The sequence below is a fragment of the Pseudomonas sp. PONIH3 genome, assembly GCF_002934345.1.
In the GTDB taxonomy this organism is placed as follows: Bacteria; Pseudomonadota; Gammaproteobacteria; order Pseudomonadales; family Pseudomonadaceae; genus Aquipseudomonas; species Aquipseudomonas soli.
This window is the reverse complement of sequence record NZ_CP026386.1, coordinates 5,038,631-5,052,356: the sequence shown is the minus strand read 5'-3', so window position 1 is coordinate 5,052,356 and position 13,726 is coordinate 5,038,631. Positions and strand designations below refer to the sequence as shown.

Sequence of the window (13,726 nt, the reverse complement as noted above, 5' to 3'; positions counted from 1 at the left end):
GCTGAACCTGCTCCACTCTGCCCATAAGGAAGCCCCATGATCCGCTCCTCCCTGCGCTTCACCACTCTGTGCGCCGGCCTGCTGTTGTCGGCCAGCGCCCTGGCCCTGTCGCTCGGTGACCTGTCCCAGAGCGACGCCTCCGGCGGCCTGAAGGACGCCCTTACCCAAGGCGCGCAGATCGCCGTCAAGCAACTGAGCACCCCCGGCGGCTTCAGCAACAACCCGGACGTGCGCATCGAGCTGCCGGGCAACCTCGGCAAAGCGGCCAAAGCCATGAAGATGTTCGGCAAGGGTGACCAGGTCGATGCCCTGGAAACCAGCATGAACAAGGCCGCCGAGGCTGCCGTGCCGCAAGCCCAGGCGATTCTGGTGGACGCGGTGAAGAAGATGACCGTGACCGATGCCAAGGGCATCCTCAGCGGCGGCCAGGACTCGGCCACCCAGTACCTGAACAAGAGCAGCCGCGAGCAGATCCGCGCCAAGTTCCTGCCGATCGTCAAGCAGGCCACCGACAAGGTCGGCCTGGCCCAGCAGTACAACAGCTTTGCAGGGCAGGCCAAAGGCCTGGGCCTGATCAAGGATGACGCCAATATCGAGAACTATGTGACCGAGAAGGCGCTGGACGGCTTGTTCGAAATGATCGGCAAGCAGGAAGAAAGCATTCGCCAGAACCCGGCCGGTGCGGCCACCAGCCTGGCCAAGAAGGTGTTCGGCGCGCTGTGATGTTGAGCTGAAAACCGGTGGGGCTGCTGTGCAGCCCTATCGCTGGCAAGCCAGCTCCCACAGGTACTGCGCAACTCGTGTGGGAGCCGGCTTGCCGGCGATAGGAGGGCAAAGCCCTCCCGCTCGTTCCTCAGTATTTCTTGACCCTGAACCACGCCGCATACAACGCTGGCAGGAACAGCAGGGTCAGCACCGTGGCGACGATCAACCCGCCCATGATCGCTACCGCCATCGGCCCGTAGAACACACTCCTCGACAACGGAATCATAGCCAGCACCGCCGCCAGCGCGGTCAGCACGATTGGCCGGAAGCGTCGCACCGTGGCCTCGATGATCGCCTGCCAACGCTCCATCCCCGCGGCGATGTCCTGTTCGATCTGGTCCACCAGGATCACCGAGTTGCGCATGATCATGCCGGCCAGGGCGATGGTCCCGAGCATGGCGACGAAGCCGAATGGCTGGCGAAACACCAGCAGGAACAGGGTCACGCCGATCAGCCCGAGGGGCGCGGTGAGGAACACCATGAACATCCGCGAGAAACTGCGCAGCTGGATCATCAGCAGGCTCAGCACCACCACGATGAACAGTGGCATCCCGGCGTTCACCGAACGCTGGCCACGCTCGGAGTCTTCCACCGTCCCGCCCACCTCGAGCAAGTAGCCATCAGGCAGCTCGTCCTTGATCTGCGCCAGCGTCGGCTGGATCTGCTTGACCAAGGTCGCCGGCTGTTCCTTGTCGTAGATATCGGCGCGCACGGTGACCGTGGGCAGGCGGTTACGGTGCCAGATGATGCCTTCCTCGAAGCCGTACTCCAGGGTCGCCACCTGCGACAGGGCCACGCTCTGGCCGTTGTCGGTGGGCACCGCCAGACTGCCCAGGTTGCCCAGCTCACGGCGCTCCTCTGGCGTACCGCGCAGGAGAATCTCGATCAGCTCGTTGTCTTCGCGGTACTGGCTGACGTTGCTGCCGGTCAGTGAACTCTGCAGGAAGCTCGACAGGTGCGCAGTGCTCACGCCCAGCGCCCGGGCACGGTCCTGGTCGATGTCCAGGTACACCGCCTTGCTCGGTTCTTCCCAGTCCAGGTGCACGTTGACCACATGCGGGTTCTCGCGCACCTTGGCCGCCACCTCGCGGGCCAGGGCGCGAACCCTCTCGATGTGTTCGCCGGTAACCCGGAACTGCACCGGGTAGCCTACGGGCGGGCCGTTTTCCAGGCGCGTGACACGCGAACGCAGGTCGGGGAACTGCTGGTCCAGAGTTCCGATCAACCAGCTGCGCAGGCGTTCACGGTCCTCCAGCGACTTGGCCAGCACCACGAACTGGGCAAAGCTCGCCGCAGGCAGTTGCTGGTCCAGCGGCAGGTAGAAACGCGGCGAACCGGTGCCGACATAGGCAACATAGTTGGCGATACCGTCCTGCTGCTTGAGGAGCGCCTCCAATTGCTTGACCCGCTCGGCGGTGTTGTTCAGCGAAGCGCCTTCGGTCAGCTTAAGATCGACCATCAGTTCCGGCCGCCCGGACGCGGGGAAGAACTGCTGCGGTACGAAGCGGAACAGCAGGATGCTACCGACGAACGCGGCGATGGTCAGCACGATCACCGTCTTGCGCCGCCGCACGCACCATTCCACTACACGCCGGACACGCTGGTAGAACGGCGTCGCATAGGGGTCGGGGGCGTGCCCGTCAGCGCCGCGGCGGGCCGCGTGGAGCTTGGCCAGGTCCGGCAGCAGGCGCTCGCCCAGGTAGGGCACGAATACCACTGCGGCAACCCAGGAGGTCAGCAGGGCGATGGTCACCACCTGGAAGATCGAACGGGTGTATTCCCCTGTACCCGAAGCCGCCGTGGCAATCGGCAGGAAGCCTGCGGCGGTGATCAGGGTGCCGGTGAGCATCGGGAACGCCGTGCTGGTCCAGGCATAGCTCGCCGCCTTGAGCCGGTCGTAGCCCTGTTCCATCTTGATCGCCATCATCTCCACCGCGATGATCGCGTCGTCGACCAGCAGGCCCAGGGCCAGCACCAGCGCCCCCAGCGAGATCTTGTGCAGGCCGATGCCGAAGTAGTGCATGGCAGCGAAGGTCATGGCCAGCACCAGCGGGATCGCCAGAGCCACCACCAGGCCGGTGCGCAGGCCGAGCGAGAAGAAGCTCACCAGCAGGACAATGACCAAGGCCTCAACCAGCACCTGAACGAACTCACCAACCCCGGCCTTCACCGCCGCCGGCTGGTCGGACACCTTGCGCAGCTCCATGCCCGCCGGCAGGCTCTGCGCGAGGCGGGCAAACTCGCCTTCCAGGGCCTTGCCGAGCACCAGGATGTCGCCGCCGTCCTTCATCGATACCGCCAGCCCGATGGCGTCCTCGCCCATGAAGCGCATGCGCGGCGCGGGTGGGTCGTTGAAACCGCGCTGTACCTCGGCGACATCACCGATGCGGAAGGTGCGGTCACCGATGCGGATAGGGAACTGGCGAATCTGTTCGACGCTGTCGAAGCGCCCACTGACCCGCAGTTGCAGGCGCTCGCTGGGGGTTTCGAAGAAGCCCGCGGTACTCACCGCGTTCTGCTCGCGCAGTGCCTGCTGCACGGCGGCGAGCGGCACCCCGAGCGTGGCCAGCTTGACGTTGGACAGTTCGATCCAGATCTTTTCATCCTGCAGGCCGATGAGCTCCACCTTGCCCACGTCCTTGACCCGCTGCAGCTGGATCTGGATACGGTCGGCGTAGTCCTTGAGCACCGCATAGTCGAAGCCGGCACCGGTCAGGGCGTAGATATTGCCGAAGGTGGTGCCGAACTCGTCATTGAAGAATGGCCCCTGCGCTTCGGGGGGCAGGGTGTGCTTGATATCCGCGACTTTCTTGCGGATCTGGTACCACAACTCGGGGATGTGCGCCGAATGCATCGAGTCGCGGGCCATGAAGGTGACCTGGGACTCACCGGGCCTGGAGAACGAGACGATCCGCTCGTACTCGCCAGTCTCCATCAGTTTCTTTTCGATACGCTCGGTGACCTGGCGGGCGACCTCCTCGGCGGTCGCGCCCGGCCAAAGGGTCCGGATGACCATGGCCTTGAAGGTGAACGGAGGGTCCTCGCTCTGTCCGAGCTTGGTGTAGGAAATGGCGCCAATTGCTGCCAGCAGTATCATCAGGAACAACACGATCTGGCGGTTGCGCAGCGCCCAGGCGGAAAGGTTGAAACCCATCGGGACTTACTCCTTGGCCGCCAGGTTCACTTCACGGTTGCTGCGGTCCACAGGCCGCACTTGTTGCCCCTCGCGCAGCACGTGGCCACCGGCGGCAACCACCCAGTCGCCGGCCTGCAGGCCTTCGAGCACCGGCACGCTGTCCGCGCCATAAGCGCCGAGGCGCACGGGGACGCGTTCCAGGCGGTTATCCTGGCCGATCCGCCAGACATAGGCCTGCCCCGCTTCGGCGGTCACCGCCGACAGCGGCACCGCCAGCGGCGAGCGTTCGCCATGGTCGATGAACACCCGTGCGCTCTGACCCAGTTCGGCCGGGGTGGCGTTGGAGGTAAAGGCGATGCGCGCGGCGAAGGTGCGCGAACGGGGGTCCGCCGCCGGGGAGAGCTCGCGAATCCGCCCTTCGAATCGCCGGTTCGGGTGCGACCAAAGTTCAACGCTGACTACCTGCCCCACGGCAAAGCGGGCGAACTGCTGCTCTGGGAGGCCTATGGCCACTTCGCGCTCACCATCGGCGGCCAGCGTGAAGACGGTTTGCCCTGCCGCCACCACCTGCCCCACTTCGACCTGGCGCTTGGCAATCACGCCGGCCTGAGGGGCGCGCAACACGGCATACTCGGCCTGGTTACCCGCTACCTCGTACTCGGCCTTGGCTTGCTTCAGACGGGCCATGCCGGCGCGATAGAGGTTCTCGGCATTGTCGAACTGAGAGTGGCTGACCATTTGCCGATGCAGCAGTTTCTGGTAGCGATCGCGCTCGGCGCGCACCAGCGCCAGGTTGGCCTCGGCCGCCGCCAGCTGAGCGCGGTTGGCTTCCAGTTGCAGGCGTACGTCCTGGGGATCGAGTTCGGCCAGCGGCTGCTCGGCCTTGACCCGCTGCCCCTCCTCCACCAGGCGTTTGCTGACCTTGCCACCGATACGGAACGCCAGGTCAGGTTCGAAGCGCGCCCGCACCTCGCCGGGGTAACTGTCGGCGGAGGCGCCAGCCGGTTGTGGTTGAACCACCAGCGCCGGACGCGGCGCGGTGGGCGGCGCGGCCTCCTGGCCGCAGGCGGTGAGCAGCAGCACGGCGGCGGCCGGCAGGGCGAGTGACAATGCACGACGCAACATGATGAATGACCTTTGGCAGAGGGCGCTTTGAATATTTATACTGATGAGTATATTAAATTAGCGAACCTGGTCGGGGAAGCGGGCGTTTCAGAGAAAATGCCTTTTTAGTGATACGACGTACGCTGCAGCCGACCGCCCGCGGACCCGGTAAGATGTGCCCCTTTCACAGAGAATGCGGTCCCTCATGTCCAACGACGCACCCATCGGCCCCGGCCGGCCCAAGGACCTGGCTAAGCGCGAGGCCATCCTCGAAGCTGCCAAGCACCTGTTCCTCAGCCTTGGCTATGCCAACACCAGCATGGATGCGGTCGCGGCGGCGGCAGGTGTTTCAAAACTCACCGTCTACAGCCATTTCACCGACAAGCAGACGCTGTTCGGCGCGGCGGTCATGGCCACCTGCCAGAACCAGTTGCCTGACCTGATGTTCGAGTATCCCGAAGGCGCGGCGGTGGAAGACGTGCTGCTGAACATTGCCCGTGGCTTCCAGGCTTTGATCAGCAGCGACGAGGCCGTCAAGCTGAGCCGCCTGATCTTTGCCCTGGGCAGCCAGGATCCGGGGTTTGGTCAGTACTTCTACGCGGCGGGGCCCAAGCGGGTAATGAGCGGGATGGAGGCGTTGCTGCGTTGTGTCGATCAGCGGGGACTGCTGCGGATCGATAACCCGTGGCAGGCGGCGGAGCATTTCTTCTGCCTGGTGAAGGGGGCGCCGGATTATCGGTTGCTGCTGGGGTGCTCGCCGGCGCTGGAGGGGGATGAGGCTGAGGCGCATGTGCGGGAGGCGGTGGGGGTTTTTATTCGGGCGTTTCGGGGGTAAGGGTTCGGGTTCGGGTTCGGGTTCGGGTTCGGGTTCGGGTTCGGGTTCGGGGCGATTGTTTTGGGTTTTGTGAGCGCATTCGTAGAAGATGTCGACATTTAGTCACCCTGTCGCCTTTACGGCGACCTACTTTTGTCTTGACAAAAGTAGGCAAAACCGTTCGGCTCCGTTCATACGGCCCCTACGCTTCGCTCCGGGGTTCCCTCGCTCCGTTCTTGCTCCCGTGGGTACCGCGCTGTACGCCCCATCCTGGGGCGCAGCGCTCGACGGCCATCCATGGCCGTCGCCCCACTACGCAAGAACTCCACTCGGCCTCCTGAAGTCGCAATTGGTGGCGCCTGAACTATCGCGCACTTAGAAGCAAGATCAAGAGCAGATTAAGAGCAGATATGTTGGTTTTGTTAGTGGCTGTAATGTTGTTCTTCATTGCCCCGCGATGTTGATCTAGAGTTCCCACGATGGCAACTAGCGACTAGCTGCGTTAGTGCAGGCGCCGCCCGTAACTTCGCGACTTCAGGAGGCCGAACGCAGGTCTTGCGGAGGGAGGTGACGGGCATGGATGCCCGTCAAGCGCTGCGCCCCAGGATGGGGCGTTCAGCGCGGTCCTCCCGGGAGCAAGGCCGGAGTGAGGGAACCCGGAGCGAAGCGGAGGGCCGGATGAATGGAGCGCAGCGGCTTTGCTTACTTTGGCCAAGACCAAAGTAAGCCGCCGTAAGGGCGGAAAGGTGACTATGCGTCGCCATCGCAAATGAATGCGCATACAACTTCAAAACAACCAAAACTCCAAAACCCCCACCCCCCCCAAAACCCCAACAAAAGATCACCGCGCCTCCATATGCGCAATCATCAACTGCACACTCTCATTCCCCCGAAACTCATTCACATCCAACTTGTAAGCCAACTCCACCCACCGCACTGTAGGATTCGGCCAGACCTCCCGGTCAATCCCAAAGGCAATCCCATCCAACCGCACCGCCCCACACTCGCTCTTGAGCACCACTTTCAGATGCCGCTCCCCTACGACCCGCTGTTCGACCAGCTGGAACACCCCATGGAACAACGGCTCGGGAAAGTGCTGCCCCCAGGGCCCGGCATTGCGTAATGCCCGCGCCAGGTCCAGGTGAAACTCCTCCACCGCCAACGTGCCATCCGACAACAACCGCCCGGTCAGGTCTTCCTCACGCAACTGGCGCCGCACCTCGTCGTCGAACGCCTCGGCAAACGCAGGGAAATTCTCGGCCGGCAAGGACAGCCCCGCCGCCATGGCATGCCCACCGAACTTGCTGATCAAGCTCGGATGCCGCGCCGCAACGGCGTCCAGCGCATCACGGATATGGAACCCCGGCACCGAGCGCGCCGAGCCCTTCAGCACCCCTTCTCCCGCATCGGCAAAGGCGATGGTCGGGCGGTGATAACGCTCTTTAAGGCGCGAAGCGAGGATACCGATCACCCCCTGGTGCCAGTCGGCGTCGAACAGGCACAAGCCATAAGGCATGGACTCGACCGGCAGATCCTTGAGCTGGGCCAAAGCCTCGCGCTGCATGCCCTGCTCGATGGACTTGCGATCCTGGTTCAGGCCATCCAGTTGCTGGGCCATATCCAGCGCAAGCGCCGCGTCTTCGCACAACAGGCATTCGATGCCCAGGCTCATGTCGTCCAGGCGCCCGGCGGCATTGAGCCGAGGGCCAAGGATGAAGCCAAGGTCAGTGGAAGTGATGCGCTTGTGGTCGCGCCGCGCCACTTCGAGGATGGCCTTGAGCCCCGGGCGGGCGCGACCGGCGCGGATACGCTCCAGCCCCTGATGCACCAGGATGCGGTTGTTGGCATCCAGTGGTACCACGTCGGCGACGCTGCCCAGTGCCACCAGGTCAAGCAGCTCGCCGATGTTCGGCTGCGGCTGCGTTTCGTAGCGCCCCAGGCTGCGCAACCGCGCACGCAGGGCCATCAGCACGTAGAAGATCACGCCGACACCGGCCAGTGACTTGCTCGGAAACGCGCAACCGGGCTGGTTGGGATTGACGATGGCGTCGGCGGCCGGCAGTTGCTCGCCCGGCAGGTGGTGGTCGGTGACCAGCACCTTGAGCCCGGCAGCCTTGGCCGCGGCCACGCCATCGACGCTGGAGATACCGTTGTCCACGGTGATCAGCAATTGCGGCTGGCGCTCGAGCGCAACCGCGACGATCTCCGGGGTCAGGCCGTAGCCATACTCGAAGCGGTTGGGCACCAGGTAGTCGACATGGGCCGCACCCAGCAAGCGCAAGCCCAGCACGCCGACCGTGCTGGCGGTGGCGCCGTCGGCATCGAAATCGCCGACGATGAGAATGCGCTGGCGCTGATCGAGCGCCTCGACCAGCAGCTCCACCGCCGCGTCGATACCCTTGAGTTGCTGGTAAGGCAGCAAGCGCGCCAGGCTCTTGTCCAGCTCGGCCTCGGACGCTACGCCACGGGCGGCGTACAGACGGGTCAGCAAGGGCGGCAGGTTGCCCAGCAACGGCAGGGGGGACGGCAGGGGACGTGGTTCGATACGCATGGGGTCTTCGCAATTCCGCTTTGTTTCAGGTCAGCCGCGCTCGCCAAGCAGCCATTGCAACTGCACTTCGTGCTGGCCACGGTCGTCGGTGACGAACACAGTGCCTTCGCTGATCATCACGTCCCACTTGATGGTACGCGGCATATCGGTGGCGAGGGTTTCCAGCACTTCTTGCGGCACGGCGGCAATGCTCAGGTTCTTCAGGCCCTTGACCGCGCCGACCACCTTGGTCTCCCACACGCGCAGGCTGCCGTAGGCCAGCAGGCTGGTGCGCTCGGTGCGCCGCGAGCACCAGGTCAGGCGGTCGGCGTCAGGCTGGCCGACTTCGATCCAGTGCAGGATCCGGTCGTCCAGGCTTTTTTCCCACAGTGCCGCCTCATCGACGTCCGACAGGCCACGGCCAAAGGACAGCTGCTCGTTGTACCAGAGGGCATAGCCCAGCAGGCGCACGGCCATACGTTCTTCGGTTTCCGAAGGGTGGCGGGCGATGGTCTGGCGGACGTTCTCGTACACGCCGCGGTCGAGGTCGGTCAGATTCAATTCGAACTTGTAGGTGGTGGACGGCTGGGCCATGGGCAATAGGCTTCTTGCGGGGGGAAAGGCGCACAGTCTAACTGATCCCAGGCGTCAGCGCCGGTTCAGACAATGCCGATATACCTGCCGCCGCCGAGCTGTGATACAACCTGCGTCACGCCCAGACGCCACGGATGCCCCATGACAACGCCCAGCAAACCCCTCGCCGGCCTGAAAGTCATCGAGCTCGGCACCCTGATCGCCGGCCCGTTCGCCTCGCGGATCTGCGCCGAGTTCGGTGCCGAGGTGATCAAGGTCGAGTCGCCCGATGGCGGTGATCCGCTGCGCAAATGGCGCAAGCTGTACGAGGGCACCTCGCTATGGTGGTTCGTCCAGGCGCGCAACAAGCAATCACTGACCCTCAACCTCAAGCATCCTGAAGGCCGCGAAGTGCTCAAGCGCCTGCTGGCCGAGGCCGACATCCTGATCGAGAACTTCCGCCCGGGCGTGCTGGAAAAACTCGGGCTGGGCTGGGATGTGCTGCATGCCCTCAACCCGCGCCTGGTCATGGTGCGCCTGTCAGGCTTCGGCCAGACCGGCCCGATGAAGGACCAGCCAGGCTTCGGCGCGGTTGGCGAATCCATGGGCGGATTGCGCTACATCACCGGTTTCGAGGATCGCCCGCCAGTGCGCACGGGGATTTCAATCGGCGACTCCATTGCCGCCCTCTGGGGCGTGATTGGCGCGCTGATGGCCCTGCGTCATCGTGAAATCAACGGTGGCGACGGCCAAGTCGTGGATGTGGCGCTGTACGAAGCGATCTTCGCCATGATGGAAAGCATGGTGCCGGAATTCGACGTGTTCGGTTTCATCCGCGAGCGCACCGGCAATATCATGCCGGGTATCACCCCTTCATGCATTCACACCACCGCCGATGGCCGACATGTGCAGATTGGCGCCAATGGCGATGCGATCTTCAAGCGCTTCATGCAGGCTATCGGCCGTGACGACCTGGCCAACGATGCCGCCCTGGCCACCAATGATGGTCGCGATGCCCGCCGTGACGAGCTGTACGGCGTTATCGACCGCTGGGCCAACGGCCTGCCGCTGGACACGGTGATGCAGGTGCTCAAGGACGCCGAGGTGCCGGCCAGCCGGATCTACTCCGCCGAAGACATGCTGAGCGACCCGCAATTCCTCGCCCGCGAGATGTTCCTCCAGGCCCGGCTGCCGGATGGCAAACCATTCAAGATGCCGGGCATCGTGCCCAAGCTGTCAGACACCCCCGGTTCGACCGAATGGATCGGCCCTGCCCTGGGCGAACACACGGCTACGGTGCTGGCCGGCCTGGGCTACGACTCAGCCGCCATTGCCCGCCTGCGCGCGGCCGGTACGGTCTGATCGACGTCCCATGGGTATTCGTCATCTGCCCATCATCCTCTGTCTGGCGCTGACCTCACTCGCGGGGCAGGCGGCAGAGGCCAGGGAGCGCCTGCTGTGGCTGGTGCGCGACCTGCCGCCGTTCACCATCTTCGAAGGGCCGGCCAAGGGCCAGGGGGTGATCGACCAACTGCTGCCGATGCTGATCACCCGGATGCCCGAGTACGATCACAGCATCATCCGGGTCAATCGAGCCCGGGGCCTGCAGATGCTCCAGGAGCCCAGTTTCACCTGCGATCCGACCCTGCTGTGGACGCCCGAGCGCGCCCGGTATGTGCACTTCTCTCTGCCATCGCTAGGAGTGTTGAGCAGTGGCCTGATCGTGCGCAAGCAAGACCAGGCGCTATTGACCCCATACCTGGAAGGGCAGCAGGTGGACCTGCAGCGCTTGCTTACCGAAACCCGCCTCAAACTGGGGATCGTCGCTGAACGCAGCTACAGCGCGCAGGTCGACGAAGTCCTGCGGCAACTGCCCGATACCGCGTTCAGCCGTCACTACGGCAACGATGCCACGGCCAGCCTGCTGCAAATGCAGCAATTGGGGCGCCTGCAACTGGTGCTCGGCTACTGGCCGGAGATGCGTTACCTGATCCAGCAGCAGAATGGCTCACTGGACGATTACCGGTTCTATCCCATTCGTAGCGTCAACCGCTACCAGTTCCTCCATGTGGGTTGCTCGGACACTGTCCTGGGGCGCAAGGCGATCGACCATATAGACCAATTGCTGCCCGCGCTGCGTCGCGACACCTTGCCGGGCCTCTATGCACGCTGGCTGGATGCCGAACTCCAGGAGGATTACCTGGGCCAGGCCCGGCATTTCTTCGAAGAGGGTGAAGCCCCTGCGCACTGAGTTGATGTCCATGGGACAGTAACGGCTCCTACACGGGTGCGGGTGAATTCAGGCCAAAAGAAACCCCGGACGCTGGGGGGGGCGACCGGGGTCAAGCGAAAGCCCTTGGGACTTCCCGTGACAGCCTGAATGGTACCGGAGCAAAGCACCATCAAACTGCCCTTGCTGTGTCTGACGGCCCGGTCAGGCAAAGGTTCCGGGTATTTGCTTCTGATGCTGCAAGGCGGCGATCACACAAGGCTGCAGGCGACCTTCGGCAATTTGCAGGTCACGGTGCAGGCCATCAACCAGGTCGACCAGCAATTGCTGCTCCACCAGCTCTCGCTCACAGACCGTACGCCGCAGAATCGACAAACCGTGTTCATCGAGAACACTCAGGTGCCGGCGGCCACGGCTATCGGCCGGCCCAATTTCGGCCTGGTAAGGGGTCAGGGCATCGTTGAGCAGTCTGCAGATTCTTTCCATCCGGATTACTCGCTGGTTAGGGTAAGGAAACTGACCATCGGGGCCGACGGAAAGTTCGCCCTGGCCCGTCATCACGAGCATGCGCCGCAAACATGACAGCCTAGATACTCTGCCCCCGCCCTGCTGCCGTTAAGCAGGCTACAGGCGCCCCAGTGCCTGTTCCAGGCCCACCATGGACATCGGCCAGGGCAACTCGGCCAGGACTTTCAAACCCTGCTTGCGCGCCTCGAGCGCCAGGCCGATACCCTCAGCGCCGTCACTGCCGACAAATAACAAGCCTCCCGTACAGGAAGCCTGCACCAGATACTTGAACAGGCGACGGGCATGGCGCCTTGGCATTGCCGGATCAAGCACCAGCACATCAACGGACTGCTGTCGCCGCGCCATATGGGCCGTCGCTGCTGGAACATCATCGGTGAGCCGGACGTTGTACACACCTTGGGCATTGAAGGCCTGATGTAACAGCATCTGATAGTAGGGCCGAGCCTGGTGGATAAGAACATTCAGCTGATGCATGAGCTTCCCCCCTGGAGCCATGTGTGGTGTTGGTTTGAACGCCACTTTAGTAGGGGGAACCATCGAACTACATGGGAAAGATCTGAAAGCCGTTCGCGCCTGTTGTGCACCCACAAAAAAGCCCGTGCAAAACGGGCTTCCCTGTGACTGGGGTCGGCTTAGAGTGGTTTGCCGCGGTTGCCATGCTGGCTGACAAAGGCCTGCACGGTCTTCAAGTCATTGGCCAGCACCGTGCAACGCTCCTCACGGGTGAACAGATCGCAAAGATGCGCCGGCAGCTCCAGTGCCTTGGCGACACCGGCCTTCTCCACCGCCTCGGGGAACTTGACCGGATGCGCGGTGCCCAGCACCACCATCGGCGTATCCAGGCTGCGGCGGCACTCGCGGGCGGCCTTGACGCCGATCGCGGTGTGCGGGTCGAGGACTTCACCGGTGCTCTGGAACACCTCGGCGATGGTCTCGCAGGTCTGCTCGTCGGTGACGGCCAGCGAATCGAACAGCTTGCGCGCTTCGGTCCAGCGATCCTGCTCGACGCTGAAGCCGCCGCCTTGCTTGAAGGTGTCCATCAGTTGGGCAACCGCGGCACCATTGCGGCCGTGCAGGTCGAACAGCAGACGCTCGAAGTTGGACGAGACCATGATGTCCATCGATGGCGACAGGGTCGGGTGCAGGGCGTCCTTGACGTACTGGTTGCCGCTCATGAAGCGGTGCAGGATGTCGTTGCGATTGGTCGCCACCACCAGCTGGCTGATCGGCAGCCCCATGTTGCGCGCCAGGTAACCGGCGAAGATATCGCCGAAGTTGCCGGTCGGCACCGAGAACGCCACCGAGCGCGCCGGGCCGCCGAGCTGCAGCGCGGCATGGAAGTAGTAGACGATCTGGGCCATGATCCGCGCCCAGTTGATCGAGTTGACCGCCACCAGGCGAGTGCCCTTGAGGAAGGACTGGTCGGCAAAGCTGGCCTTGACCATCTCCTGGCAGTCGTCGAAGTTGCCTTCGATGGCGATGTTGTGGATGTTGTCGCCGAGGATGGTGGTCATCTGCCGGCGCTGCACTTCCGACACGCGCTGGTGCGGGTGCAGGATGAAGATGTCGACGTTGTCGCAACGGCGGCAGCCTTCGATGGCGGCCGAGCCGGTGTCACCGCTGGTGGCACCGACGATCACCACGCGCTCGCCGCGCTTGACCAGCACGTGGTCGAGCAGACGGCCGAGCAACTGCAGGGCGAAGTCCTTGAAGGCCAGGGTCGGGCCGTGGAACAGCTCCATCACCCACTCGTTGCCATTGAGCTGGCGCAGCGGCGCGACCGCGGCGTGGGCGAAGTTGCCATAGGTCTCTTCGAGGATTTTCTTGAAATCGGCATCGGCGATGCTGCCTTCGACGAACGGGCGCATCACCCGGAAGGCCAGCTCGTGGTACGGCAGGCCAGCCCAGGACGCAATCTCTTCCTGGGTGAAGCGTGGCAGGTTCTCGGGTACGTACAGGCCGCCATCGCTGGCCAGGCCAGCCAGCAGGACGTCTTCGAAGTTCAGGGCCGGAGCCTGGCCGCGGGTACTGATATAGCGCATGGGT

The 13,726-nt window shown here is 63.7% G+C and carries 11 protein-coding genes; 4 read left to right on the top strand and 7 right to left on the bottom strand.

The features are described 5' to 3' along the window. Positions 1-36 precede the first annotated feature (36 nt). On the top strand, positions 37-723 hold the full coding sequence (locus C3F42_RS23435) for a DUF4197 domain-containing protein (RefSeq protein ID WP_023631317.1): 687 nt from the start codon (positions 37-39) through the stop codon (positions 721-723). A 130-nt stretch (positions 724-853) separates the two neighbouring features. Here C3F42_RS23435 and C3F42_RS23430 read toward each other — a convergent pair whose 3' ends face one another. Both C3F42_RS23430 and C3F42_RS23425 read right to left on the bottom strand, forming a co-directional pair. Further along, complete coding sequence (locus C3F42_RS23430; protein WP_104444977.1) at positions 854-3,919, bottom strand: efflux RND transporter permease subunit; 3,066 nt, start codon at positions 3,917-3,919, stop codon at positions 854-856. Between the two features lie 6 nt (positions 3,920-3,925). Then, the gene (locus tag C3F42_RS23425) at positions 3,926-5,026 is read right to left on the bottom strand and encodes an efflux RND transporter periplasmic adaptor subunit (protein ID WP_104444976.1); all 1,101 of its coding nucleotides are present in this window, start codon (positions 5,024-5,026) and stop codon (positions 3,926-3,928) included. 172 nt (positions 5,027-5,198) lie between these two features. Here C3F42_RS23425 and C3F42_RS23420 point away from each other — a divergent pair, with 172 nt between their 5' ends. Further along, complete coding sequence (locus C3F42_RS23420; RefSeq protein ID WP_104444975.1) at positions 5,199-5,840, top strand: TetR/AcrR family transcriptional regulator; 642 nt, start codon at positions 5,199-5,201, stop codon at positions 5,838-5,840. Between the two features lie 820 nt (positions 5,841-6,660). On the opposite strand, the gene recJ is transcribed toward C3F42_RS23420, so the two are convergent. Then, positions 6,661-8,370: a single-stranded-DNA-specific exonuclease RecJ gene (gene recJ, locus C3F42_RS23410; protein WP_094011647.1), complete on the bottom strand. Its 1,710-nt coding sequence runs from the start codon at positions 8,368-8,370 to the stop codon at positions 6,661-6,663. A 30-nt stretch (positions 8,371-8,400) separates the two neighbouring features. Continuing rightward, complete coding sequence (locus C3F42_RS23405) at positions 8,401-8,943, bottom strand: YaeQ family protein (protein ID WP_038706702.1); 543 nt, start codon at positions 8,941-8,943, stop codon at positions 8,401-8,403. A gap of 141 nt (positions 8,944-9,084) precedes the next feature. Here C3F42_RS23405 and C3F42_RS23400 point away from each other — a divergent pair, with 141 nt between their 5' ends. Then, complete coding sequence (locus C3F42_RS23400; RefSeq protein WP_094011648.1) at positions 9,085-10,284, top strand: CaiB/BaiF CoA-transferase family protein; 1,200 nt, start codon at positions 9,085-9,087, stop codon at positions 10,282-10,284. A gap of 10 nt (positions 10,285-10,294) precedes the next feature. Beyond that, complete coding sequence (locus tag C3F42_RS23395; RefSeq protein WP_104444974.1) at positions 10,295-11,173, top strand: TIGR02285 family protein; 879 nt, start codon at positions 10,295-10,297, stop codon at positions 11,171-11,173. A gap of 183 nt (positions 11,174-11,356) precedes the next feature. Here C3F42_RS23395 and C3F42_RS23390 read toward each other — a convergent pair whose 3' ends face one another. The 3 genes from C3F42_RS23390 to thrC all read right to left on the bottom strand — a co-directional run bounded on the left by C3F42_RS23390 (position 11,357) and on the right by thrC (position 13,722). After that, a complete protein-coding gene (locus C3F42_RS23390) occupies positions 11,357-11,638 on the bottom strand; it encodes a DUF3509 domain-containing protein (protein WP_031314914.1) in 282 nt (93 codons plus the stop codon). A gap of 138 nt (positions 11,639-11,776) precedes the next feature. Next, entirely contained in the window at positions 11,777-12,154 is a 378-nt protein-coding gene (locus C3F42_RS23385) for a response regulator (protein WP_023630112.1), read from the bottom strand. A gap of 158 nt (positions 12,155-12,312) precedes the next feature. Continuing rightward, positions 12,313-13,722, bottom strand: a complete 1,410-nt coding sequence (thrC, locus tag C3F42_RS23380; RefSeq protein ID WP_023630111.1) for a threonine synthase — start codon at positions 13,720-13,722, stop codon at positions 12,313-12,315. Positions 13,723-13,726 lie beyond the last annotated feature (4 nt).